This window comes from Foetidibacter luteolus (genome assembly GCF_009650435.1).
Lineage (GTDB): Bacteria > Bacteroidota > Bacteroidia > Chitinophagales > Chitinophagaceae > Foetidibacter > Foetidibacter luteolus.
In genome coordinates, this window is record NZ_VVIP01000059.1 from 124,669 (window position 1) to 150,785 (window position 26,117).

Below are 26,117 nucleotides of genomic sequence, written 5' to 3' on the forward strand. Positions count from 1 at the left end.
AAAACAATGGTTGTACTTAAACGGTGCTTCAACCGGAACAGTGTGGTGAGGTATTGCGCTGTGTCACCACCGCGCCAGGGATTGCAGCGGATACCCCGGTGAAGGCTTTGTGTGCAGGCCCTGTGCCGGAGTATGAGCGGAAAGCCCGGTGCCTTTGGCAGGCGCCCTTAAAAAAGCCCTTCTCCGGGTAAGGGAAGGGCTTTTGCGGTTCTTAGCTCTCTTTCAAAAACGGGTAATGATAACCCGTTGGCGGGTTAAACGTTTCTTTAACCGTTCTGGCGCTTAACCAGCGAAAAAGGTTTAGCATACTGCCGGCCTTATCGTTGGTGCCGCTGGCACGGGCGCCGCCAAAAGGCTGCTGGCCAACTACAGCGCCGGTGGGCTTATCGTTAATGTAAAAGTTACCGGCAGCGTAACGCAGCTTTTCGGTAGCCAGTATAACGGCATCCCTGTCCTGCGCAATAATAGAGCCTGTTAACGCGTAAGACGATGTGCCGTCAACCAATGCCAGTGTTTCTTCAAACTTATCAGCATCGTAAACGTACAGCGTTAACACCGGGCCAAATATCTCTTCGCACATGGTTACATACTTCGGGTCTTTGGTTTCTATAACGGTAGGCTCAATAAAATAGCCCTCGGTTTTATTATAGTTGCCGCCCACCAGTATTTTGGCTTTCTTGTCTTTTTTAGCATTGTCTATGTACGAGCTTATTTTATCAAAGCTCCTTTCATCAATTACGGCATTAATAAAATTGCTGAAATCTTCCACGGTGCCCATTTTCATGCTTTGTACCTGTGCCACCAGGCGGGCCTTTACTTCTTCAGCTATGTTAGATGGCAGGTAAGCCCTGGATGCGGCCGAACATTTTTGCCCCTGGAATTCAAAAGCGCCACGGGCAAGGGCGGTGGCCACCACATCCGCATCGGCGCTTTTATGCACCATCACAAAATCTTTACCACCGGTTTCGCCAACAATGCGTGGGTAAGATTTGTAGTTGGCTATGTTTTCCCCAATGGTCTTCCACATTTGGTTAAATACACCGGTAGAGCCGGTGAAATGCACGCCGGCAAAATCTGGGTGGGAGAAGCATACTTTGCCCAAAACAGGGCCGTCTACGTATATCAGGTTAATAACACCATCGGGCAGGCCGGCTTCTTTTAAAATACGCATAAACATTTGTGCGCTGTACACCTGCGTGTGGGCCGGCTTCCATACTACCACATTGCCACACATGGCGGCGCTGGTGGGCAGGTTACCGCCAATGGCCGTAAAGTTAAACGGTGTTACGGCCAGTACAAAGCCTTCCAGGGGGCGCCACTCTGTGCGGTTATGCATACCGGGGGAGGAGATGGGTTGCTGCTTGTATATCTCGCTTAAAAAGTGCACATTAAAACGCAGGAAATCTATTATCTCGCAGGCGCTGTCAATCTCGGCCTGGTAAGCGTTCTTGCTCTGGCCCAGCATGGTAGTGCCGTTCATGTACGTACGGTATTTGGTGGCAATAAGGTCGGCGGCTTTTAAGAATATATGCGCCCTGTCTTCCCAGGGTAGTGCCGCCCAGGATTGCCTGGCTTTCAGCGCCGCGTCTATTGCCTGTTTTACATGCTTCTCTTCGCCTTCGTGGTAAAAGCCAAGGGTATGTTCAATTTCATGTGGGGGGTGCATCCTAACCTTTTTGCCGGTTTTAATGGCTTTGCCGCCAATATACATGGGCACTTCCGTTTGCTTTTTTTTAAGCTCGGCCAGCGTTTTCTTTAATGCCGCTTTTTCTACAGAGCCCGGTGCATATTGCAAAACCGGCTCGTTTACAGGCATCGGGTAACTAAAGTATCCAAGACTCATATATGCTGTATTTAGAAAAGTAAATGGGCGCAAGTTAATCATTCAGGCTAACATGTGTTATTCGTTTATTAGCCAACAATTGCCCATATTTGATGCGGTGAAAACAAAAAGGCTGTACCAAATGTTATTTGGAATTTGACTGCCTAACCTTGAGATTTGTGAAAAATAAAAACCACCTGTTGTTATGATACAACGTGTACAAACACTTTGGTTGCTGGCTGCATCAGCCTGTGCCTTTTTAACCTTAAAGCTTTCTTTTTACAGTGGCAATAAGCTGGTTGAAAACAAACCATTGTTTTCCAGCCTCACCGCAATGAATAATATCCCTATACTGATACTTACTGTTGCCGTTGCTATAGCTGCTCTTGTAATAATATTTTTATACAAAGACCGCAAGATGCAAATACGGTTAACTCTTGCAACGGCTGTTATCTCCATACTTATTGTGGTGCTTTATTTTTTGCAGACAAAGAAGTTTATTCCTGACCAGGGTAATTATGATTTTACAGCCTTCTTCCCCTTCCTGGTGCCTGTATTTTTATTCCTTGCCGCCCGAGGCATTTACCGCGACCAGAAGCTCATTAAAAGTGTTGACAGGCTCCGATAACAGCCGTACGGGATAAATACAATTATGGGCCCGGCAGCATTACAGCTATGGGGCTTTGCTTGCGTCGCACTCTTGTGCGTTCTGTAATTCTATTCAGCAGGCTGTAACAGGCTTTCATCATGGTAAACTCATGCAGGGCATTTTCTTTTGCTATAGCTGCAGTCACAAAGTTTTAAAGCCGCACCAACTTAAGCATTTCTTTCTCCCATACTTTTTTTGTCAAAAAAATATCAGCAAAGGCGGTTACATAAAAAGCCTTAAGGCAACTATTTACCAGACCGGTCTTTAACCAATCATTCATTAAAAATTAAAAACTTAGGTTATGAGATTCAATTTTGGTAAGTATTACAAGAGCTTTTTACCGGCGGGCATAGTAATGTTGCTGTTTACTGCCTGCCAGAAAGAAAACGCCATGCCGCAACAACCGCAACAGCAGGAAGAAATTGCGGAGGATGCAACTACAGAACGTACCGCAACACAATCTGTATTACTGGTAATTGATGAAGAAAGTATTGACAATGGCAACCCGCCCAATAACTTTTCTGAAACAGATGTTAACGACAAGCTTGCCAGGGTGGGCCTGCGCCAGAAACTGCGGTATTTTTCTAATAACGTAGGCAAAACTATTGACCTGTTTACCGGCGAAGTGGGTGATGAAGGGTGGTTTGCCTTAAAATCCATACCCAATAGCTGGAAGAATGCGGGCCCTACCACCAATGGCTCCCGCAATTACCTGGCTGCCGGTAAAGGCCTTGGCACCGGCGAAAGCCCCGAAGTATTGCTGGATAAAATACCCAACGTTACGCCGTTGCGTGCCAGGGGGCTTAAAATGCTGATTGGAAAAACAATACTGGCGGTAGTGTACGATGGTGATGTAAGCATCAACTATTCCCCATTGAATGGTAACCTGCAGGGCGCCAACCTGGGCCTTGTAGCGCTGGAAGTGGTTAATGTGCGCAAACGTAACGATGGCTCCAGCGGTTCGCTGCCCAGGGTAACCGTAAGAATTAAAAAAGTGGAAGACTCCATGGCCGGCACACTAAGGCTTTTTGCCAATGCACCTGTTCCCAAATCTTCATCCGAGCCTTTTGATATAACCCCTCCCCAAACTGTATCGGCCATACAGCTTGTGCCTGCGCCCTGATAATTTGCAGTTGCAGCACAATAATCCTTTCTTTTATTTCTTTTTATCTGTGAAAAACCATTTCTTATCCTGCTTGTTTACTATTTGTTTTGCACCCTGTAGAAAATACCGGTAACCAAATAAAAATTTAATGGTTACAAAACGCTAATAACGGCAACTGATATTTAAATACAGTAACATGGCTAACCTGAAGTACTTTTTATTAGCGCTGGCTATTTATGGCCTTGCAGCCTGCAGAAAAAACGTGGACAACCAACTTCCGGATAGTGTAGAGGAAGCAACCTCAACAGAAGCGGGTACAGAAAATGCCCGTACGGGAAGGTTGTCTTACGGTAAAAGTTTGTTTTACCTTAAAAACCAGGCTGGCAATTATACCGTTTTGCCTGTAAGTAAGCCCGCCGCTGCCGGTTATTTCAAGGCCAACCCACTTGGCCTCCGCCTTGACAGTGCAACCGGCCGTATTAATGTAACCCTTAGCGAAACAGGTCTCCGGTACAAGATATACTATATATCCCCCACTGGTAAATTGCTGGACAGCGTTAAGATTGTTATTTCCGGTATTGATTATAGGGATGCCATTTATGAAATAAAGAAAACCCCGGTAGCCTACGATACGGCTTTCCCTATCTATAATGCCAATACTACATTGGCGCTGCCCTGTGGTTCTGGCGATGATGACGACGACGATGATGATGACAATGGATGCGTATTTGATGAAACAGATTTGAACAATGATGGCAATGATGATATTCCCGGTGTTATACAGGACAAGTTACTGGTAGATGAAAAACGCGGAACGATAGATGTGGAAGCATCTTTTCATGCGGGTATATTCGGCTCATCCAACCCGGCCAATGACCTTAGGAAAGATTTTACTTTCTACTATCGTCTTAACGATGCCAGCAACATGGCGCTCAACAAGATTACCGTAAGGGTGTACCATTACAAAAAACGTTCGGACATACCGGCATCCCTGTTGGCGGAATTAAATAACCGCAGGTTGCTTGCCGCAGCAGTAAATAGCCGCGGGCAGGAAGAAGCCGATCTTTCCGGCGATTATATTTACGGGGACGGTATGGATGCTTTTTCGGCTTTCAGGTTCCAGTCTAAAATGAAACGGCCACCAATCATTATTATCGTAAGCCAGTACACAAAATAACCCCCAATTTCATTCAACGTAAAACCCGGGATAAGTTTCCGGGTTTACTTATTTTTACGCATGTTGTAATCCCGGTGTTGCCGGGTTGTTGCACCAGCGTAAAAAACAAACCTATCGCACCTCTGTTGTTCCTTAAGCTGCTCATAAAATGTTGGCAGGCTTTTTCATCTCCTGTTGTTCTGCGCCTGCATTTGCTGGCGCCTGCCGGTTTACTCAATAAAAAAGCAAGTTTGGTATCCTGCCTGCTCCTGCTGCCTGCTTTTTTTTCGCTGGCCAGGCAATACCAGTTTAGCAATTACCGGCAACAGTTTAATAAAGCCATTGCGCTGTATAATAACCCGTCGCCTACGCCGGAGTCAGATAGTGTGGCCTTACAGCTTTTTACAGCCTGTGCCAATAGTGCGCTGGCTGCACGTAAAGACTATAAACTTGCTGTTGAAAGTTTAATAAAGGCAGGCAACATACATCAAACATACCAGCGGTACAGCCAGTCTAATCAAATGTACCATCATGCGCTGTCCATCAATAGCCGGTACCTCAGGCACAAGGCACTCCGTTACGAGGCTTGCCTTTATATCGGTTCATCTTTTTATTTCAGCAATACTATGGATAGCGCCAGGCATTATTTTGAAATGGCTTCATCCATGGCATCGGGGCCTGAAAGCGCAACCCTGCCGGAGCAGGAGCGGTTGTTCAACTCCCTGGGCGCCATTTATTTTGAAAGCGCCAACTACCAGCAGGCTAAAAATTATTTTGAAAGGGCTTTGCAGGCACTGCAGCAGGGGGCAGAAGGTTATGAAGAATTGTATGTAAGCATCAGGAGCAATATTGCCAACTGTTTGCTGCGCATGAACCAGTATAACGAGGCGCTGTTTATTTACAAGTCACTGGCCCGTTATTCCATAAACAAAGAAATAATACTGCAAAATACAGCGCATACTTATTTCAGGTTAGGGCATTACGACAGCGCCCTGGCGCTTTACAACCAACTGCCGGGCAAAGAGGGGTTAAACCATGTAAAGGCATTGAACGACCTTGGGCGTATTTATATTCAAAAAGGCCATTGGCAGTTAGCAGAAAATTATTTCGATTCTGCCATAGCCGTGGTAAGAAAAATACAATATCCCGCTAAAAACAAAGAGGCAGCGCTGGCACTTCTATACCGTAGCGAACTTGCCCGCCGCCAGGGCCTGGCAGAAGAAGCCATAGGCTGGTGTAACCGGGCGCTTGAAGAAGTGCACCTTGATTTTACACTTAAAAACCGTTTTGATATTCCGGCAGATGTGTCAAAAGCTGTAAGCCATATAACGTTGTTCGAAATTTTACAGGCTAAAGCTTCGCTGCTTTTTAACCGTTATAAGGTAACAGGCAGCCGGGATATGCTGGATGCATCAGTAGAATGCTTTTTAAAAGCTATACAAACAGCCGGGTATATCAAGCGTAGTTTTGATAATGATGAAGCCCGTATTTTTTTTAATGAGCAATACAGGCAAATTTATTCCCGGGCAGTAGAAGCCGCTTTCACAGCCTCAGAGAATAACCCCGCTGTTATTAACAAACTGCTTTACATTATCGAAAATTATAAGGGTAATGCTTTGTATCAAAACCTGCGCAGTATAGAGCTTAAATCTTCTGCCAAAATACCCGGCAGTATTAAAGTTAAAGAACGATACACAAAGCAATTGCTTGCTTTGTACACATCCCGGTTAAGCAGCACTTCAGAAACAGATGCTGCCGGCCTGCAGGCTAAAATATTGCAGTTGCAGGTGGAATTATCCAGGATTCAAAAACTGTATGAGAAAGATCCCGGTTACAGCTTTTTCCTGTCAGAAGTTAATAGCCCTGCCGGTATGGTAAAGCAACTGCAGCATGAAATTGATGATAACACCGCCTTGCTCAATTATTACGCCGGCGATTCTGTTATGTATGTTGTGGCCATTAATAAAGGCAAAGCGGTCGCCCGGAAAATAAATATGGATGCCGCTTTTACAAGGGCGGTAAAGCTTTTTCTAGAAGAAACCTACAGCCTGCAAGAGGGTAGAAGGTACAACGGGTATGCCTCTGCCGCGCAGTTGTATCAAAGCCTGTTTAACCCGGTAAACAGTATTACGGCAAACAGCGAAAACCTGGTAATTGTTCCTGATGGTATGCTCAATTACCTGCCTTTTGATGCACTGGTTACCGATGAAAAGCAACGGCATTACCTCTTGCTTGATAAAACCATAAGTTATCACTATTCTTTTGCGCTTTTATTGCAGAAAAGTACGTTGCAGGCCGGCGGTAAAAACAAAGCAATTGTGTTTGCGCCCTACGTTGCGCCAGATGCGGCCACTGCAGGTACGGGTTTGCCAGGCCTTCCTTTTTCCGCTTCAGGGCTTGATACGGCAGGCAAATGGATACTGAAATCCGCGGAAGCCACCAGGCAAAGTTTTGTAGAAAACGCCCCTGCTTACAAGCTGGTGCACCTGGCTACACATGCCAGTATGGGTACTGAAAACTCAACCGGCAACTGGATACAGTTTTATCCTGCGGATAGCATGAACATCAATAACAGGCTTTACCTGCACGAGATTTACAACCTCAACCTTCACCAGACAGAACTGGTAATACTAAGCGCCTGCGAAACTGCCGGCGGCGCCAACAGTTCCGGCGAGGGGTTGTTAAGCCTTTCCCGTGCATTTATGTATGCGGGCAGCGATGGTGTTATTTCAACCTTATGGAAAACAGAAGACAGGGTTGCTGCTTTGCTCATGCAACGGGTGCATTATTACCTGCAACAAAAAATTCCCCCGCAAAAAGCTTTGCGGCTGGCCAAAATAGATTTGCTGAACGATGATAAGTTAAGCGTGCTGTATAAAACGCCCAATTACTGGGGAAATTTTGTTTATGCAGGCAAGCAGCATTATCAAAGCGGGATTACGTTACGTAAATATGCCTGGTTCGGTATTTTTCTCTTGGCGCTGTCAATATGGTGGATAGTAAGAAAGCGGGTGGTACAGTTACTTAAGTAACGGCTTTTGTAGTGGTTGTTAAAAATAATCAAGGGGGTGTCCCTCGTACCTCGGGCCGGGCTTTTCGCTCATACTCCGGCACAAAAGCCCGGCTGCGATGGCCTCACCGGGGTATCCGCTTCAATCCCTCACCCGGCATTTTCTTCCCAACTCTGCTTTATTCAACATTTTAGCGGTTGCTATTACTATTACAGGTAAGCCTGCCAGCATGCAAAACAGCAGGGCGGTATATTAGTCAAGCCATTGCAATCTTGTTAGCGTCCAGCGGTTAACCCTGGCATGAAAGGTATGAAAAGGGTTCTCCTTTATTTTTTTGAAATAGCCCACCGCTTCTTCATTTTTCCCCAGTTTCAGCAGTACCAGGCCAAGGTAAAACTCTGCTTCATCGCTATACAGCCCTGTGCCGCCCTGTGTGCTTTGCTCCAGTATTTCCCTGAACAAAGCCTCTGCCTGGCCGTAATTTCCTGTTTGCAGGTTGGAAAAACCGGCAAGGAATTTTTCCCGGTTGCCAGGCTTTTCAATGCCGGGGTAAAGTTTGGTAACTCCGGCATAGTCTTTTTTTCTGAATAGTTCTACCAGGCCGTTTGGGGGCGGGTCTGTCGGCTGGCTTCTGTCGGTGTTTAGTTCATACGGCTGGTAAATCTCGGCATACATGCTGTTATCGGTTACCGTAGCGTACTGATAAACAAACCAAAGCCCGGCAATAACTAATATGGCCGCTGCTGCACGCAGCAATATTTTAAAGGGTTGCATGCTTACAATACGCCCCGTTGGTTTACCGGATGCTGTAAACTCCCCGTGTACCCGGCTTACCTGCTGTATTATGTTGTAGCGCTGTATGGCCACCGCCGCGGCTTTGTGCAGGTTTATCTCCATGGCCGTATCTTCCACACCTTCCTGCCGCAGTTGTGCCGTAGCTTCATCAAGGGTAAGGCGGCCTTTCAGCAATTCATCCAATATGTAGTCTGTTTGTAAACTGTTACTCATACATAGAAAGGTTTTTAAGGTTTTCCAATAAGTTTTTATCTGCGCTAAGCAGGTCTTTTATTTTTTTCATGCATTTGCTTTTCCGGTTGCGCAGCACCTGTTCGTTTTCATAATTAAACTCTTCCAGTAATTCCCGCATGCTCTTGTCCTGGTAATAAAAGCCGGTAAGGATTTTCATGCATACTTCGCCGGTGCTTTGCAACAGTTGTGTAATGCTGTACCTGCCGGCAGGGTTAGCTACCCGGCTTTCCGGTTCCTGGCCGGTGGGCACATCCTGCATAAACATTTTCTCTCTTTTTACCCGGCGCCCCCTGGTGCGCATTTCATGAAGCCAAAGGTTTTTTGCAATGGCCAGCAGAAAAGTGCCTACACCGCTTTGTTGCTTGAAAGCACCGGTTTTTACCTTGTCAATCAGCACTATTACCGCTTCCTGGAAAATATCGGCGCCATCCTGCCGGTTGCCCCCGGTAGATGCTATGCTGCGTACCACCTGCTCAAAATAGTTACTGTATAAAAATGTTACGCTGCTGTTTATGTCGGCGCTTTTCAGGTTCTGAAGAATTTCTTCCTGTGTCATATTCATGGCTATGGCTGTATCTCCGCGTATTGGTTGCCGTTATGATAATAATGTAACTTTAAATTATTAAATATTTTATGGGCCACAGTATATTCCGAGAAATTGCCGGTTTACCTATCCGGGCCTGAAATGCCGCCATGAAAAACCAACCGTATAAGTGAGTGACACAACGAAAGCCTAATAGTAGCATTTCAGCTAAGTGCCAAAAGAAATTTCCGGCCATGTAATGACAAAACCGTCGGTAAAAATTAATAGGCTTACGGTACAAACCTTTGTTAATTGGCGGCAATTATTGGGTTAAAAGTTAACCGAATAGATTATTTTTGAAAGGCATGCTAAATAAAATTTTTAGAATTATGATGAGCAGAAAAGTTTTGCCATTTATTTTAATAATGGTTGTGGGTGGAACATTTTGGGCTTTTACCGGTAAGGGAAGCAATGAAGATGTAAAAGCCAGGCAGCAAAAATTGCTAACCGCCATTGGGAACATCCTGGAACAAAGGCATTACAGTCCACGTCAAATTGACGATACTTTTTCCCGTAAAGTGTTTAAAAACTACCTTGATGTGCTTGATGGGGATAAAAACCTTTTTCTAAAGCCGGATATTGACCAGTTAAAGAAATATGAAACAACACTGGATGATGAAATTCATGGAGCGCCGATGCAATTTTTTCCTTCCGCAGGCGCTATTTACAAAAAAAGGCTGGCTGAGGTAATGTTGGTTTATAAAGATATACTGGCTAAACCTTTTGATTTTACCGTTAATGAAACCGCTGTACTGGATGGCGATAAACTTGATTTTGCCGCTAACGAGGCTGAAAGAAAAGAAGTTTGGAGAAAACGTTTGAAATGGATGGCGCTTGAGAGATACATAGACTTGCAGGAGCAAAGAGAGAAAAACAAAAATATTGACAGCATTGCCAAAAAAACAGACGTAGACCTTGAAAAAGAAGCAAGGGAGAAAGTGCTGAAAGCTGTTGACCGTGTGTATAACAGGCTCAAAATTAAGTTTGACGAGAACGAGCAGTTCAACAGTTATGTTAATACGGTTACAGGTGAAATGGACCCACATACCAATTATTTTCCCCCAATTGAAAAAAGGGCTTTTGATGAAGACATGAGCCGCAAGTTTTTTGGTATTGGCGCCCAACTGAGGGAGGAAGACGGTTCTATAAAAATAGTAAGCCTTATTACCGGCGGCCCAGCCTGGAAGAGCGGTAAAGTGCAGGTGAATGATGCGATTGTTAAAGTAGCCCAGGGCAACGAAGAGCCGGTTGACCTTACCGGTTATGCAACAGAAGATGCTGTAAAACTAATTCGCGGCGAAAAAGGAACTGAAGTAAAGCTTACGCTAAAAAAATCTGACGGCACTTTGCAAACCATTGCTTTAATACGCGATAAAATAGTGGAAGATGAAGCACTTACACGCAGTGCTGTTGTAACAGAAGGAAAGAAGAAAACCGGCTATATATATGTTCCGGAGTTTTATGCAGATTTTGAAAACCCTGAAGGCAGCCGTGTTTCTGTTGATGTGGCAAAAGAACTGGTAAAGCTTAAGAAAGAAAATGTAAGTGGTATTGTACTGGACCTTAGGAGCAACGGCGGCGGTTCTTTGCTTGAAGTTGTGAAGATGGTAGGTTTGTTTATTAAGAACGGACCGGTAGTGCAGGTAAAGGAAAGAAATGGTCAAATTGACCAGGATACATGGCGGGACAATGATGACTCGGTTTTATATGATGGCCCCTTGGTGGTAATGGTAAACGAGTTAAGCGCATCTGCCTCCGAAATTTTTGCCGCAGCCATACAGGATTATAAAAGGGGCATTGTGGTAGGCAGCACTTCAACTTATGGTAAGGGCACCGTTCAAAAAAACCTGCCACTTGGCAGGGCACTGGATCCTTTTACGGGCTCTACAGAGTACGGGTTTTTGAAACTCACATTTGAGAAGTATTACCGTGTTAATGGTGGCTCAACCCAGTTGAAAGGTGTAACGCCTGATGTGGTGATGCCGGATGCATTTGATTATTTTAAGTTCAGGGAAAAAGACAATCCTGCGGCTTTGCAGTGGGATCAGATTCAGAAATCCACCTATGACGCATGGAACAGCAGCTATAATCTCGGCCCCATCATTCAAAAAGCCGCTGAACGAGTTGACACAAGCTTCGCGTTTAAAACCATACGCAGCAACACCTCATTCCTCGGCCAAAATATAAATAAAGAGTATAGCCTTAATATTAATAAGTATAAAGAGGATCAGAAAGTTTTAAGAGACAAAGCAAAACAGAATGACAGCCTTGCCAAAATTGCACAGCCGATGGATATACAACCCATAGCGTCTGATGCGGACAAATTCTTCAAAAATGAAGACAAGGCAAAAGGCGAACGTTTTCAGCAATGGCTTAAGAACCTTAAGACAGACCTTTATATAAATGCCAGCGTTAAGATTGTTGCAGATATGGCAGACGCAGCTACAAACTCTACCGCCCAACGGTAATATATAAATATACGCGAAGAGTATAGTACAATAACAAAGGCCCGCCAAGCGGGCCTTTGTTATTGTTTTAAATAGTGATTAAAAAAGCGTTATCGGTTGTATTTCCATTTGTTATGTATAAATTTGCGTGGAGTCCGTAAATGATTATGAATAAACCTACTGCATGTGCTTATCTATTGATTCTACCATTTTTGTTTATAACTGCCTGTGTAGATATAAAAAAAGCAACTTATTTTAATAACCTTCCCGATACTTCAAGATTGGCTTTGAATGAGATTAAAATTCCACAGCAAACAATACAGGTAAACGACCAGATTGAAGTAAGGGTGGGTGGTGAAAACGAAAAGGCAACAGAGTACATCAATCAATACTTAACTGGTGGGGCAGGTTCCACGGGTGGCATACAAAACATGGTTGATATAGATGGCAACATTGAATTACCTTTAGCTGGAAAAATTCATATAGCAGGTTTAACAAGAGATGAAGCCAGGGATGCCATAACCAAAGGCTATGCTGTTTATCTTAAAAACCCTATTGTATCGCTTAAGTTTTTAAACTTCAAGTTCACCGTACTCGGCGAGGTGAAAAGCCCCGGCTATTTTAATAGTACCAACGAAAAAATTAATCTTTTTGAAGCGATTGCCATGGCTGGGGATATGACCCCGTATTCCCGCAGGGACAGGGTTAAAATCATCCGGGACGATAACGGTAAAAGAGAAATCATTACGTTAGACTTTAACGATAAAAATATTCTTAATTCACCGGACTACTACATAAACAGGGCAGACATTATTTACGTTGAAGCACAAAAGAACAGGTTTGTAAGCGAAAATTTCTCGAAGACAATTTCTGTATTGGGTGCGGTAACTGGTATTATAGCTCTATTTCTGGCCATATTTAGGAATTGACATGAGTTATCCTGTTTCAAATCAAGAATCTGAAGTTACGGCAGCATCAGGCACCCAGTTTGATATAAAGCGGTTTATATTGAAAATGGTTAGCTTTTTGCCTTGGATAATACTGTCTGTTATTCTTTGTTATACGGTGGCCCGCTTATATCTGCGTTATACACCCAGGCTGCATAAGGTATCTTCCTATGTTTTGATAAAGGAAGATGAAGAGTCATCATCTGACTATCGTATTTTGAAAGAATTGGGTGTTATGCCCGGCAGCCGGCAGGTGCAGGATCAGATAAATATCCTTGAATCTTTTGAACTCTCCCTGGGCATAGTAGATTCCCTGGATCTGCAGATACAAATGGTTGCGCAGGGCAGGATTGCATCATCACCCTTGTATGGAGATAACCTGCCGGTAGTTATTAAGCGTGTTAAAACAGATACCTCAAAATTTATTCCCGGAGTTTACAAGCTGTTCGTTTACCACGACAGGTTTCTTATAGAGCGGGGAAACAGTAAAAGTTATTATCGTTACAACGATACTTTCAGTTTTGCCGGTAAAAAGCTTTATGCAAGGCGCAATACAAAGATTAAACCAGACAAGGAAGGTTATACGCTTATCATTGCTGAAGCAGCGCCAATAGCCCGTTCCATCAGGGGCGGTATTTATGTGCAGAAGATGAATGATATGGGTAATATCATTGAAATTTCAATGCTGGATGAGATACCGCAAAGGGCAATAGATATTATTAATAAACTGGTGGAGGCTTATAATACGGCAGGGCTTACCGATAAGAATGTAGTTGGGTTTAAGACAATCTCTTTTTTAAACGACAGGATAGCATCTGTGTCAGGGGAATTGGATGAAATTGAGGGCAAGGCAGAAGCATTTAAGCGGGAAAGTAAAATAACAGACTTTTCCGCAGCGGGCTCGCAATTCCTCAGCCAATCAATGGAGTTCGATAACCAGAAGATGGAGCAGGAAGTTCAACTGCAAATGCTGGAGTCGCTGGAAAAATATATCCGTAACACAAAAACATTGGGAGACATAATACCTGCAAACGGGCTGCTGAAGGAACCTGCTGTTGAAAAGCTGATACAGGATTATGATGAGAATGTTATCCTGTATCAGAATCAAAGCAAAATAAGCACCGACAAAGACCCTACACTCATACGTTTGAAAGGTGAATTGGCTGAACTTAAGAACTCACTGATTAAAAGTATAGAAGGCGTAAAGAAAAGCTATTTACAAAGGCTAAATACACTTGGCGGTAAACAAACAGAGTTTGATAATAAACTGGCCGCATTACCAAAAAAGGAACGGGATCTGCTGAACCTTAAAAGACAAAGCGGTGTAAAAGAAGCTTTGTACCTATATCTTCTGCAGAAGAAAGAAGAAACAGAACTTTCCATGGCTTCCAACATAAACAACACTCGTGTTGTAGATGCTGCCTTTGACCAGGGGGTAATAAAGCCAAACAAGGCGCAGGTTATTAACTTTGCCGTGTTTTTAGGTATTGTTATTCCGGTCGTGGTAATGTTGCTGCTTGATTTTTTTGACAACAAATTACAGGATAGAAAACAAATTGAGGCAGGAACAACGGTGCCGGTTATAGGAGAGTTGTCATTTACCAAAAAGGGGTCTGGTTCTGTTATTAACCCCAAAAGCAGGGGTATCCTGGCCGAGCAGTTCAGGTTAATACGTGCTAATCTTCAATATTTGGGTGATGCTAACAACCAGGTAAAAACAATGCTGGTTACATCGTTCATGAGCGGAGAAGGTAAAAGCTTTGCTTCTGTAAACCTGGCGGGCAGCCTGTCTAACAATGAAACAAAAGTGCTGCTGATTGAAATGGACCTTAGAAAACCATCCTTCTCAAAATATTTTAATATACAAGCCAAGTACGGGCTAACTGATTTTATTGTTAACCACAGTATTACCCCTGAAGAGCTATTGATAAAAATACCCGGGGTAGATCATGTGAGTGTAATTGCATCCGGCCCATTACCACCCAACCCTATCGAGCTACTGATGAGCAGTAAACTCTCTACTTTGTTTGATTGGGCCAAAAAGAACTTTGATTATGTAGTGATAGATACATCCCCGGTAGGGTTGGTGGCAGATGGTTTCCTTAAAGATAAGTATGTGGATTTCTGCTTCTTTATGTTGAGGCATCAGTACTCTTACAAAACAACCATTGCCTTTGTTGATAAGCTAAATAAAGAGCGGAAATTTAAGCGCATGGGTATTATTGTAAACGGTATTAAAGATACCCGTACCATGGGCTATGGCTATGGTTACAATTATGGCTACGGCTATGGTTATGGGTATGGGCAATACGGTATGGCAGAAGAGACCCTGATAGATAAAGTGCTTAAATTTTTCCGGCTTAAAAAGTAATAAAGCCGCAGCGAAGGGCTGTGATTAAATGTAATTTTAAATAATGAAAAAGTTACTCTCTGTGAGTGAGGTGGCGGAGCTGTATTTATGAATGTAGAAAAAAAATGGTACGCACTTTATACTAAGCCCCGTTGGGAAAAAAAGGTGGATAATGTACTTACTAAAAAGAATATAGAAAGCTGGTGCCCGCTTCAAAAAGTAGAGCGCCAATGGAGCGACCGCCGCAAAGTAATTGAAGAACCGTTGTTTAAGTCGTATGTGTTTGTACATATTAGCGAAGAAGATAAAACCAATGTGTTGCGGACTGACGGCGTATTGAATTTTGTATATTACCTCGGTAAGCCTGCCGTAATAAGGGATGATGAAGTGAACCTGGTTAAAACTTACCTGCTTGAGGAAGATGCAAGAGTTAGTGTTCAATCATTCTCTTCTTTGGAGGAAAACGTGAAAGTGATGATTAAGAGCGGCGTATTTATGCATAATACAGGTAGGGTATTGCGTACCGCTAACAAGCGAGTATATGTGCGTTTGGAAAGCCTTGACCAGGTAATGGTTGTTGAATTTCCCGCTGCGCATGTAGCACGTGTTTAATTAACAGTTAGATTGAAAATTGCAGTAATTGGTATCGGGTCTATCGGCGCCAGGCACCTGGAAAACATAATGATGCTGGGCTACGATGATATAGTCCTGGTTAGTAAAAAATCAGGGTTACAAGATAAATTTAAGTCGTTTGCGCAGTGCAATAACCTGGCCGGGGCTTTGGCCCTGCACAGTATAGATGCCGCGATAGTATGTACGCCCACAGCTTTTCACCTTGCCGGCATGGAGTTGTTGCTGAAGCATCATGTACAGCGTATTTATCTTGAAAAGCCTGTAAGCCATGCACTTGAAGGGGTTAACAACATTCTTGAAAAAGCACAGCAAAACAATGCACTGGTTGTGGTAGGCTATGACCTTCGGTTTGACCCCGCCCTGGAAAAAATAAACAACATTCTTAATAGTGGCGAACTTGGAGTGCCGGTTTCTGCCAATGCTTTTGTTGGCCAATACCTGCCAGACTGGAGGCCTTACGAGGATTACAGCAAAGGCATGAGCGCAAAAAAAGAAACAGGCGGCGGTGTACTGCTGGATTTGGTACATGAGTTTGATTACCTGTACCATTTATTCGGCAAAGCTTCATCTGTGGCGGCGCATTATAAGCATAGCGGCAGCCTTGATATTGAAACAGAAGACACGGCTGATGTGTTGCTGAGTTTTGAAAACAACGTAACAGCAACCATTCATCTTGATTACCTGCAACCGCAATTAACCCGCTATTGCACTATTACATGCACACAGGGTACCATTAACTGGAACCTCGCATTACAGGAGCTTACCTGGACAAACAGGCAAAAGCAAACCTCTTATTTTGAGTACAAATCTTTTACGCGTAACCAGCGCTTTCAGGCTATTATGAAGGCATTTCTTGAAGATGTTGAGGATACACGGCTGGCAGGCTTAAGTGATGGTGTGGAGAGCCTTAAAATGGCGATGGCTGCAAAGCTATCTTCTGAGTCTGGCAGGTTTGTTAATCTTAATCTTTTGGGGCAAATGCCTGGTACCCGCTTAAATGTTGCCCAAAGAACCGAACGTACAAGTGAGTGACACAACAGCCGATGCCATGAAATACTGCAGTCCGTCCCAAAAAATCTCGAAAAAAAACCATGATACCGGCTTTATGTTTCATGGCATCGTTCCTTGCGTCGCAATCCGTTCATCTGTATATCTATGGGCGGCTGCAGTCTGCGGTGCTGTCACCCTGGCAATACTCAAACTGGCTTAATAATACATGTTTATTTTAGGAACTATATGTTGCCGGGGCGGCTCTAAGGGTGTGCCGGGAAAAAATATAAGGCTGTTAAACAACAAGCCGCTGATAGCTTATACTATTGAAACCGCTTTTGGTTGTAAACTGCTGAATGATTTGATTGTTTCAACCGATGATGAACATATTGCCGCTGTTGCAAAACAATACAAAGCACATGTACCTTTTATGCGGCCGGCAGAATTATCAACCGACAGTGCATCTAAATGGCATGTATTTATACATGCTTTGGAATGGTATGAGAAACACAACAATGTGCAGGTAGATTATCTTGTTGATATGGATGTAACCGTGCCGCTTAAAACAGTGGCAGATACAGAAGGCGCTGTTAACATGGCCCTGGATAATACTGAAACAGATGTGGTAATTACCGGTTACGAGCCTGAGCGAAACCCCTACTTTAATATGATGGAAGTAACGCCTGACGGCTATGCAGAAATTGTAAAGAAGCCGCAAATACCAATAGTAACAAGGCAGGATGCACCAGTAGTTTATAGTCTTACCCCGGCAGCATACGTGGTGAAAAAAGCTGCCCTGTATAACTACAGGCATTGGAGTGAAGCGAAGTGCAGGGTATACCCGATAGCAAGAAACAGGGCAATAGATATAGATAGTGAAATGGATTTTAAGCTTGTGGAGTATTTTATGACCCAACAGCAATATGCAGAACAATAACTTATTTAACCTGGAAGGCCGGGTGGCAATAATAACAGGAGGAGCAGGCCTGTTAGCATCGGAACATGCGTTGGCTTTAACAGCTTTTGGCGCTAAAGTTATGCTGGCAGATGTAAATGATGAAAAATGCCGGGCCGCGGCTAACTTGTTGCAACAGCAGGGGGCTGATGTAACTGCGGCAGTTTGCGATGTTACCAGTAAGCAAAGCTGGCAAGACTTGCTGAAGCAAACGCTGGACACTTTTGGCCGCGTTGACATACTGGTAAATAATGCCGGCTTTACCAACCAGAGTAAAACAGCAGGCTTTACCCGTGGTTTTGAAGATTTTCCGCTGGAAGACTGGAATGCCATAATGAACGTAAACCTCACGGGCACATTTCTTGGCTGCCAGGTTATCGGTAGCTTTATGGTTAAGCAGGGCAGTGGTTCAATTATCAACATAGCATCATTGTATGGAGTGATAAGTCCCAACCACAAAATATATCCCGGTACAGGCATTACGCAACCAGTGGCCTACTCAGTAAGCAAACATGGAGTTATAGGCCTTACAAAATACCTTGCCACTTTGTGGGCCGAAAAAGGTGTTAGGGTAAACTCACTTACGCCGGGCGGTATTTTCAATAATCATGAAGGGTTATTTTTAGAAAGGTTTAAGCAATTAAACCCCGCAGGAAGAATGAGCCAAAAAGAGGAGCTGCGTGGCGCTATTGTTTACCTGGCCAGCGATGCGGCCAGCCATGTAATTGGCCATAACATGATAGTTGACGGGGGATGGACGGCGTGGTAAATAAGTAAATTAAAAGGAAACAGTTAGTAGAAGCAATAATGGCAAACAGTTTTATTGAAATAGCGGGCAGACGTATAGGTTACGATTACGAACCATTGGTAATAGCTGAAATTGGTATTAATCATAATGGTTCGCTACAGGTGGCTAAAGAAATGGTAGATGCCGCTGTTGAAGCGGGGGCCGAGGTTATAAAACACCAGACACATATTGTTGAAGATGAAATGAGTGGTGCTGCGAAGAAAGTGATTCCGGGCAATGCCAACATAAGCATTTATGAGATTATGAGGCAATGTGCGTTAGGCGAAGAAGAGGAACTGCAGCTAAAGGAATATGTAGAATCAAAAGGCCGTATATTCATCAGTACACCGTTTAGCAGGGCCGCGGCAAACAGGCTGCATAGCTGGAACGTACCGGCCTATAAAATTGGCAGCGGGGAATGTAATAACTATCCTTTGCTTGAACATATTGCGTTGTTTGGAAAGCCTGTTATTTTAAGTACAGGAATGAATACGATTGAAAGTATAAGAAAAGCGGTTGCTGTATTTGAGAAGCATGCTGTTCCATACGCGTTACTGCATACTACCAACTTATACCCCACTCCAAACCATTTGGTAAGGCTTCACGCCATGGTTGAGCTGCAGGAGGCTTTTCCCCAAGCGGTTGTGGGTTTATCGGATCATACTTTATCTAACCATGCCTGTTTAGGGGCGGTTGCATTAGGAGCGTCTATCCTGGAACGGCATTTTACTGACCACATGCAACGACAGGGGCCGGATATTATCTGCTCTATGGATAAAACAGCCTGCAGAGAGTTAATTGAAGGCAGTAAAATTATAGCGCTGCAACGTGGTGGGGTTAAAGGCCCAGCTAAGGAAGAACAGGTAACTATTGATTTTGCTTTTGCAACAATATGCACCATAAAAGATATACAGGAAGGCGAATTGTTTACGCAGGAAAATATATGGGTAAAGCGGCCTGGTAAAAATGGTGTCCTGGCTGAACATTATGAAAGCGTAATAGGTAAAAAGGCATCAAAATCAATTGCTGCCGATGTTCAGTTGACGTGGGAGGATATATGTTAAACAAAAAGAAGGTTGTTTTTTTAACCGGTACCCGCGCCGACTTTGGAAAGCTGAAATCATTGATTGAGGTGCTGCTTCCGCATGAAACTTTTGATGTTCACATATTCGCCACCGGTATGCACATGGATGAGAAATACGGGTATACAGTGCATGAGATTGAGAAATGCGGGTATCCCAATATTTACAAATACATCAATCATTACACAGAGCAGTTGCCTGACATAACTCTCGGAACCACCATACAGGGTTTTTCGAATTTTGTAAGGTTAATTAAGCCCGACCTCATTATAGTGCATGGCGACAGGCCTGAAGCGCTGGCAGGGGCTTCTGTAGGTGCGCTTAACAATATACTTGTAGCACATATTGAAGGCGGGGAACTGTCAGGTACCGTAGATGAGTTGATACGGCATGCCGTATCAAAATTAAGCCATGTGCATTTCGTCGCTAATGAAGAAGCCAAGGAGCGCCTTTTGCAAATGGGCGAAACCAGGCAAAGCATTTATGTAATTGGTTCTCCGGACATGGATGTAATATTAAGCGATAGGCTGCCTGGCATTGAAGATGTAAAGAGTTACTACGGAATAGAGTTTGGTACGTACGCTATTTCTCTTTTTCATCCTGTAACCACAGAAATAGATATGCTTGCAGGCTATGCCTCGGCTTATTTTGAAGCTTTGGAAAACTCGGGGTTAAACTACATCGTTGTTAACCCTAACAATGACATAGGATCAGAAATTATTATGCAGCATGTTCGCAAGTGCGCAGATAGGCAACAGTATAAAGTATACCCTTCCATAAGGTTTGAATCTTTCCTCACGCTGCTTAAGCATGCTGATTTTATTATTGGCAATTCCAGTGCGGGCATAAGGGAGGCGCCCTATTATGGCTTATCTGTTGTAAATGTTGGTACCCGCCAGAAAAACAGAACCAGCAACAGTGACATTATCAATACAGGTTACATTACCCATGAAATTGAAACGGGTATTCGGGAAGCGCTGAACAAAAGGAATGAGCCCCGTTTTCTATTCGGCACTGGTTGCAGCGATTTCAAGTTCCTGGAAATACTTCAGCAAAATGCTTTCTGGGAAATTTCAAGACAAAAACAATTTGCGGATAGCAGGCAGGAGATATGATAGTTGTACGAATGATTATGGGACTTGGCAACCAGATGTTTCAATATGCGGCCGCAAAGTCATTGGCATTGGAAAAGAACACTTCATTAATGTTGGATTTGTCGTCTTACGCTGGTTATGGATTGAGGAAATACGAATTGGAAAACTACTTTAATATTAAGGTGGATGTTATTAAGGAATCTCAACTAAGCAGATATTTTTATAATCATCCAGTGAAAAGAGTATGGAACAAACTGGTGCCAGGCAGAACTATCAGAACACTTGGTTTGCCCTACGAAGAAAAAGGCGTCCCCTATTTTCTGCTAAACACTTATGATTTGTTATTCCCTCCTTATAAGCGCAAAACCTACCAGGAACCGCATTATTATTTCGATGAGCATTTTTTTCAGGCAAATGAAGATGTTTTCCTCCAAGGGTATTGGATGAGTTGGCGGTATTTTGAAAAATACAAACACCAGATACTTGAGGAGTTCATTATGAATGACGACAAGTTTTCAAGCCTTAACTGGATAGTTAATGAAATAGAAAGCACTAACAGCGTGAGCATCCATATCAGGCGTACCGATACTGTTTCTCCAAAGGTAGCAGAACAGAAAGGATCGCTTAGCGCCGGTTTTTACTATGAAGCTGTAAGTTATATTTTATCCAAAGTAGAAGATCCTGTTTTTTATGTATTCTCCGACGACATACAATGGGCAAAAGAAAACTTACTAATAAAAAATGCAAAGGTTTATTTTATCAGCAATAATGTAGTAAATACTGCAAAAGAGGATTTTTACCTTATGAGCAAATGCCGACATAGCATTATTGCCAACAGCACATTTAGCTGGTGGGCTGCTTATATAGGATCACAAAAGGACAAATTAACAATCGCTCCCAAAAAATGGATGACAGATAGCAGGTATAACTGCAAAGATATTTATCCCCCGGAATGGATATTGTTGTAAAGAGAGATTTGCAACAGTGAGCTTTAATTTCTACCCATGCTAAAAAAAATATTTCTACGATGGTTAAGGGCAAAAGGATATAAGCTTCAGTCTTATACAAAGGATGATCTTTTGATGAAGAGTTTTGAAGAAGTTTACCTGCGATACAAGAGTTATACAATGATCACCCCAAACAACTACAAAGTGAATTTGCTGCTTTGTAAGAATTTGGTTGATAGCGTAGATGGGGATATAGTAGAGTGCGGTTCGTGGAAAGGAGGGATGATGGCGGGAATTTCCAGTGTGTTGGGTAGGAAAAGGATGTATTATCTCTTCGACAGCTTCGAAGGATTACCTGCTGCCAAACAAGTTGATGGAGAAGCTGCTATACGTTGGCAGAACGACAAAAACTCAGAGCTTTACCTTAATAATTGTACAGCCGACGAGATAGAGGCGAGGGAAGCTATGCAAAAAGCGGAAGTACCTCATGAAGTTATTAAAGGATGGTTCAATGATACGGTAAGTTCATTTAGATCAACGAATAAAATCGCATTGCTTAGGCTTGATGGGGACTGGTATGAATCAACATTAACCTGCCTTCAGGCTTTGTATCCCAAAGTTGTAAAGGGGGGCTTGGTCATAATTGATGATTATTATTCATGGGATGGATGTAGCCGTGCTGTTCATGATTATTTTTCATCTATCGGTTCCAGCATCAAAATCAGGTCATTAAAAGGGGTTTGCTATATACAGAAAACAGAAGAGTTTGGAAATGTACCTGCTTGATTATTTTGTCAAGTGCGCTTATGCTGCTTATTAATTGTTTCAGTGCCGGATGATTACCTTTTCTAAACTTGGGCAGCATGGTAAATTGGGGAACCAATTGTTTCAAATAGCCGCGGTAATTGGCTTAAGTAAAAAGTATGAGTGTGATTACACGCTGCCACGTTGGGAATATGCCGGATACTTTTGCAGTGGAATCAGGTATGGTAATGTAAAGGCAGATTTTTGCATAGAAGAAACCGCGTTTCACTATACCCCGCAATTTTGGGATGAATGGAAAAGTAAGATAAAGAAAGGTAACGCTGATTTGCTGGGTTGGTTTCAGACAGAAAAATACTGGAGTCATTGTAAAAAAGAGGTATATAAAAATTTAAGTTTCAGCCCCGAATTTTTAGAAGCTGTAAAGGCAAAATTTGCCAGGTTTTTTACGCGGGATACTATCGCCATATCAATACGGAGAGGCGACTATGTAACAAACCCAAACTATTATCTTTTGCCGGTTAATTACTATTTGACTGCATTGTTGCATCACTTTCCGGATCATCAAAAGTATAACGTAGTGTTTTTTTCTGACGATATCAGGTATTGCAGGATTAACATAAGGCAGCTTTCTAATTTTTATTTTGTTGAAAACGCATCTGCTATAGAGCAATTATGCTTAATGAGTCTGTGCAATCACTTTATAATCAGCAATTCTACTTTCAGTTGGTGGGGGGCATCTTTTGGAGAAAGAGAAGGGTCAAAAGTTATCAGACCTGTATTTCATTTTGATGGTGAATTCCGGCTTAGTAAAAATTGGCAGGATTATTATCCTGACCGATGGATTCCCTATAACCATGACGGAAGTGAAATTGATGTTAGTATGCTTCAAACCGGGATCTTCCGGAAGAAAATAAGCGTATTTAAAATTTTCTTATACAAAATTTACAAGCGTATGTGGCTGAAGTTGCATAGATATACGCCGATTTTATGAGTAACAACTTAAAATACTTGCATGCGGTTGAAGAGGACATGCTTAAATCGCCTCAGGTTATAGTACCAATGTTATTAAAGTTATTGCAACCATCTAGTGTAGTGGATGTCGGCTGCGGGCTCGGTGCTTTCCTGCATGTTTTTCAACAGAATGGCATAGAAAATATTTTAGGTATAGACGGAGAATGGGTTGATCGGTCTCAGCTACTTATTCCGGCAGATAAGTTTTTAGTTACAGATCTTGAACACAAGATAAGAGTTGCCCAAAAGTTTGATCTTGTAGTGAGCCTCGAAGTTGGCGAACACCTGGCAGATAATGCTGCGGAAGTGTTTGTTGAAAGCCTCACATCGTTGGGCGATGTTATCGTTTTTTCGGCAGCGTTACCCCATCAACGGGGACAAAACCACATTAATGAACAGTCATTCAGTTACTGGGTTAAGAAATTCGCTGAAAAGGGATTTCATGTTCATGACATATTCAGGCCTTATTGGTGGAATGATACCAGGGTTGCGTGGTGTTACAGGCAAAACATGTTTCTATTTGTAAAAAAAAGTGTAGGGCCTATAAAGTTTATTGAACCAAACGCAGGTTTTGCAAATATCAACGACTATATACACCCTGAGTTATTTGAAATCTATGTAAGGCATAGAACTGTTTTAGAAGGAAGGTTAGCTAAAATAATGGAAGGGAGGGCAAATGGAAGGGTATATTTTCAATTTTTAACCAAGTTCCTGAAAAGAAAAATTTTCGGAAAGAAAAGTATTAACTGAGTGGAAGCGGGTATTTATTGCAATGGGATTTCAGTGGTCATTTGCTCTCATAATGGTGCAGCACGCATGCCTGCCACGCTGAAGCATCTGGCAGAACAGGAAGTGAGTGAAAATATGCCTTGGGAGGTTGTATTGGTTGATAATGCTTCAGATGATAATACTGGCGATATTGCTTCGGAAATATGGAATACATTAAAAACAAATACTGATTTAAAGGTAGTAAAGGAACCTGCCGCCGGGTTAAGCTTTGCGAGGAAAAAAGGTATAGCTACGGCCCGCTATAATGTTATTGTTTATTGTGACGATGATAATTGGCTGAGCAAGGATTACCTGAACAATGTGTATGAGCACATGATCTGTCATCCGGGTACGGGAATTTTGGGTGGCCAGTCGGATGCTTACTTTGAAAAAGATAAACCTTTTTGGTTCGACGAATTCGCTTTAAATTATGTTGTTGGCAAACCTTTAGCGGCATCTGGCAATGCCAATAGTAGAAAGTATATCGCTGGGGCAGGGATGGCTGTGAGAAAACAAATTTATACACAACTTGATGAGGTGTTTTTTGAAAGCCAACTGGTTGGAAGAAAGGGCAGAAATCTTTCTGCAGGTGACGATTCTGAGATTTGTTTGCTTGCTTTGTTTATGGGGTATGATTTGTATTATGAGGAGAAGTTAAAGTTTGTTCATTATATGCCGCAGCAAAGATTGTCATGGAAGTATTGTGTAGAGATGGTATCAAAAGGGTTCGCTATACCTCAGTTATATTTTTACATGTATGATTATTGCTACAATTGTGTTCTGAAAAAAACAAAGCCTCAATTTGAGTATGCATATAGGCGTAACATAAGGAAACCCGCTAAGGAAATTGCCATAAGTGTCAGAAAATTTGGAGATATGGTTGGTATGGTTAAGCAATTAACCTCTTTGCAGGCAGGCTCAAAAAAGCAATTGGAAACAAGGGGTCGCTTTAACAAACTGTTGTATGCTTTGTTGAACAGGAAAAAACTAAAGTCTTCTTTTTCTCATATTTCCAGGCTCATTACGGCGCTGGCAGATAATGGATCAATTACACTAAACAAAGCGTCTTTTCCGGGAAAGGCTGATAATAATATTGCAGCCCAACCCGGGTACATAGTATGAATAATATCGAAGCAAAGCAAGATAACTGGACAGAAGTAATAACGCCCAGGCCTCATGTTTTTTATATCAATTTCCGGGAGCTATGGGAATACAGAGATTTGTTGTTGTTATTTGTAAAACGCGACTTCGCATCTCAATACAGGCAAACAGTTCTTGGCCCTCTTTGGCATATCGTGCAGCCCTTGCTTACCATGTTCATGTTCTTAATTCTTTTTAACCGCTTGGCCCATATTCCTACTGATGGTTTGCCTGCGGACGTGTTTTACATGGGGGGGATTGTTATCTGGAGCTATTTTTCTGCATGCTTTACTGGCACATCTACCACTTTCGTAAGCAACGCCAGCATATTTGGCAAAGTCTATTTTCCCAGGCTTATTATGCCTTTGTCTGTTGTTACATCAAATCTTATTCGTTTTGCAATACAATTTCTTTTGCTTCTATCAGTTATGGCTGTATCCGCAATTAAAGGAGAATACAAGTTTCATGTAGGATGGCATACTCTTTTAATACCTCTTGTTTTATTTTTTATGGCGGTCATTAGCCTTGGCACAGGAATAATCATTTCTTCTCTTACCACCAAATACCGCGATTTAAGTGTGTTGGTAAGTTTCGGTATACAGTTATTAATGTATGTTGTTCCTGTAGCCTACTCATTGGCGTACGCCGAAAAAAAGGGGTACAGAACATTAATTGTACTAAATCCACTTTCTTCCCTGATAGAAACATTCCGTTATGCAGTACTTGGAAAGGGAACATTAGACTTTGGCCTTTTATTATACGCTTGTATTTGTAGTGTGATAATATTATTCATTGGAATATTGGTTTTTAACCAGGTTGAAAAATCTTTCATGGATACGGTATAGA

Annotated in this window: 23 protein-coding genes; 19 read left to right on the forward strand and 4 right to left on the reverse strand. The window is 42.7% G+C overall.

Annotated features, from left to right (window positions below; all coding sequences use genetic code 11):
• Positions 1–211: 211 nt before the first annotated feature.
• Entirely contained in the window at positions 212–1,843 is a 1,632-nt protein-coding gene (gene pruA / locus F0364_RS19220) for an L-glutamate gamma-semialdehyde dehydrogenase (RefSeq protein WP_153799427.1), read from the reverse strand.
• 184 nt (positions 1,844–2,027) lie between these two features.
• On the opposite strand from pruA, the gene F0364_RS19225 reads away from it, so the two are divergent.
• Positions 2,028–2,450 (forward strand): DUF4293 domain-containing protein, encoded by a 423-nt coding sequence (locus F0364_RS19225; protein WP_153799428.1) that lies wholly within the window; start codon positions 2,028–2,030, stop codon positions 2,448–2,450.
• A gap of 22 nt (positions 2,451–2,472) precedes the next feature.
• Here the strand turns inward: F0364_RS19225 and F0364_RS19230 are convergent, their stop codons facing one another.
• Positions 2,473–2,616, reverse strand: coding sequence for a hypothetical protein (locus tag F0364_RS19230; protein WP_153799429.1), 144 nt, complete (start codon positions 2,614–2,616; stop codon positions 2,473–2,475).
• Between the two features lie 156 nt (positions 2,617–2,772).
• Between F0364_RS19230 and F0364_RS19235 the strand changes: the two genes are divergently transcribed.
• From F0364_RS19235 to F0364_RS19245, 3 genes are all read left to right on the forward strand, one after another.
• Positions 2,773–3,594, forward strand: a complete 822-nt coding sequence (locus F0364_RS19235) for a hypothetical protein (protein WP_207632766.1) — start codon at positions 2,773–2,775, stop codon at positions 3,592–3,594.
• A 178-nt stretch (positions 3,595–3,772) separates the two neighbouring features.
• Positions 3,773–4,753 (forward strand): hypothetical protein, encoded by a 981-nt coding sequence (locus F0364_RS19240; RefSeq protein WP_153799430.1) that lies wholly within the window; start codon positions 3,773–3,775, stop codon positions 4,751–4,753.
• Between the two features lie 230 nt (positions 4,754–4,983).
• Positions 4,984–7,764, forward strand: a complete 2,781-nt coding sequence (locus tag F0364_RS19245) for a CHAT domain-containing protein (RefSeq protein ID WP_153799431.1) — start codon at positions 4,984–4,986, stop codon at positions 7,762–7,764.
• A gap of 231 nt (positions 7,765–7,995) precedes the next feature.
• Here F0364_RS19245 and F0364_RS19250 read toward each other — a convergent pair whose 3' ends face one another.
• Both F0364_RS19250 and F0364_RS19255 read right to left on the reverse strand, forming a co-directional pair.
• Complete coding sequence (locus F0364_RS19250; protein WP_153799432.1) at positions 7,996–8,751, reverse strand: tetratricopeptide repeat protein; 756 nt, start codon at positions 8,749–8,751, stop codon at positions 7,996–7,998.
• Complete coding sequence (locus tag F0364_RS19255) at positions 8,744–9,328, reverse strand: RNA polymerase sigma factor (protein WP_207632767.1); 585 nt, start codon at positions 9,326–9,328, stop codon at positions 8,744–8,746. The genes F0364_RS19250 and F0364_RS19255 overlap by 8 nt, the downstream gene beginning before the upstream one ends.
• Positions 9,329–9,684: 356 nt before the next feature.
• On the opposite strand from F0364_RS19255, the gene F0364_RS19260 reads away from it, so the two are divergent.
• From F0364_RS19260 to F0364_RS19330, 15 genes are all read left to right on the forward strand, one after another.
• Positions 9,685–11,823 carry a carboxy terminal-processing peptidase gene (locus tag F0364_RS19260; RefSeq protein ID WP_153799434.1) on the forward strand — a complete coding sequence of 713 codons (2,139 nt, stop codon included), beginning with the start codon at positions 9,685–9,687 and terminating at the stop codon, positions 11,821–11,823.
• A gap of 146 nt (positions 11,824–11,969) precedes the next feature.
• Complete coding sequence (locus tag F0364_RS19265) at positions 11,970–12,731, forward strand: polysaccharide biosynthesis/export family protein (RefSeq protein ID WP_207632768.1); 762 nt, start codon at positions 11,970–11,972, stop codon at positions 12,729–12,731.
• A gap of 97 nt (positions 12,732–12,828) precedes the next feature.
• Positions 12,829–15,120 (forward strand): GumC family protein, encoded by a 2,292-nt coding sequence (locus F0364_RS19270; protein ID WP_207632769.1) that lies wholly within the window; start codon positions 12,829–12,831, stop codon positions 15,118–15,120.
• Positions 15,121–15,207: 87 nt separating this feature from the next.
• A complete protein-coding gene (locus F0364_RS19275) occupies positions 15,208–15,711 on the forward strand; it encodes a UpxY family transcription antiterminator (protein ID WP_153799437.1) in 504 nt (167 codons plus the stop codon).
• 12 nt (positions 15,712–15,723) lie between these two features.
• On the forward strand, positions 15,724–16,764 hold the full coding sequence (locus F0364_RS19280) for a Gfo/Idh/MocA family protein (RefSeq protein ID WP_153799438.1): 1,041 nt from the start codon (positions 15,724–15,726) through the stop codon (positions 16,762–16,764).
• A gap of 184 nt (positions 16,765–16,948) precedes the next feature.
• Complete coding sequence (locus F0364_RS19285; protein ID WP_153799439.1) at positions 16,949–17,659, forward strand: acylneuraminate cytidylyltransferase family protein; 711 nt, start codon at positions 16,949–16,951, stop codon at positions 17,657–17,659.
• Positions 17,646–18,446, forward strand: coding sequence for an SDR family oxidoreductase (locus F0364_RS19290; protein ID WP_153799440.1), 801 nt, complete (start codon positions 17,646–17,648; stop codon positions 18,444–18,446). The genes F0364_RS19285 and F0364_RS19290 overlap by 14 nt, the downstream gene beginning before the upstream one ends.
• A gap of 38 nt (positions 18,447–18,484) precedes the next feature.
• Complete coding sequence (locus F0364_RS19295) at positions 18,485–19,528, forward strand: N-acetylneuraminate synthase family protein (RefSeq protein WP_153799441.1); 1,044 nt, start codon at positions 18,485–18,487, stop codon at positions 19,526–19,528.
• Positions 19,522–20,661 carry a UDP-N-acetylglucosamine 2-epimerase gene (neuC, locus tag F0364_RS19300; RefSeq protein WP_153799442.1) on the forward strand — a complete coding sequence of 380 codons (1,140 nt, stop codon included), beginning with the start codon at positions 19,522–19,524 and terminating at the stop codon, positions 20,659–20,661. Before F0364_RS19295 ends, neuC begins: the two co-directional genes overlap by 7 nt.
• Positions 20,658–21,608 carry an alpha-1,2-fucosyltransferase gene (locus F0364_RS19305; protein ID WP_153799443.1) on the forward strand — a complete coding sequence of 317 codons (951 nt, stop codon included), beginning with the start codon at positions 20,658–20,660 and terminating at the stop codon, positions 21,606–21,608. The genes neuC and F0364_RS19305 overlap by 4 nt, the downstream gene beginning before the upstream one ends.
• Positions 21,609–21,644: 36 nt before the next feature.
• Positions 21,645–22,373, forward strand: a complete 729-nt coding sequence (locus tag F0364_RS19310) for a TylF/MycF/NovP-related O-methyltransferase (protein ID WP_153799444.1) — start codon at positions 21,645–21,647, stop codon at positions 22,371–22,373.
• A 97-nt stretch (positions 22,374–22,470) separates the two neighbouring features.
• Positions 22,471–23,343: an alpha-1,2-fucosyltransferase gene (locus F0364_RS19315; protein ID WP_207632770.1), complete on the forward strand. Its 873-nt coding sequence runs from the start codon at positions 22,471–22,473 to the stop codon at positions 23,341–23,343.
• On the forward strand, positions 23,340–24,113 hold the full coding sequence (locus F0364_RS19320) for a class I SAM-dependent methyltransferase (RefSeq protein WP_153799446.1): 774 nt from the start codon (positions 23,340–23,342) through the stop codon (positions 24,111–24,113). Before F0364_RS19315 ends, F0364_RS19320 begins: the two co-directional genes overlap by 4 nt.
• Before the next feature lie 33 nt (positions 24,114–24,146).
• Positions 24,147–25,253, forward strand: coding sequence for a glycosyltransferase (locus F0364_RS19325; RefSeq protein WP_262885406.1), 1,107 nt, complete (start codon positions 24,147–24,149; stop codon positions 25,251–25,253).
• Complete coding sequence (locus F0364_RS19330) at positions 25,250–26,116, forward strand: ABC transporter permease (protein ID WP_153799448.1); 867 nt, start codon at positions 25,250–25,252, stop codon at positions 26,114–26,116. Before F0364_RS19325 ends, F0364_RS19330 begins: the two co-directional genes overlap by 4 nt.
• Position 26,117: the final 1 nt, after the last annotated feature.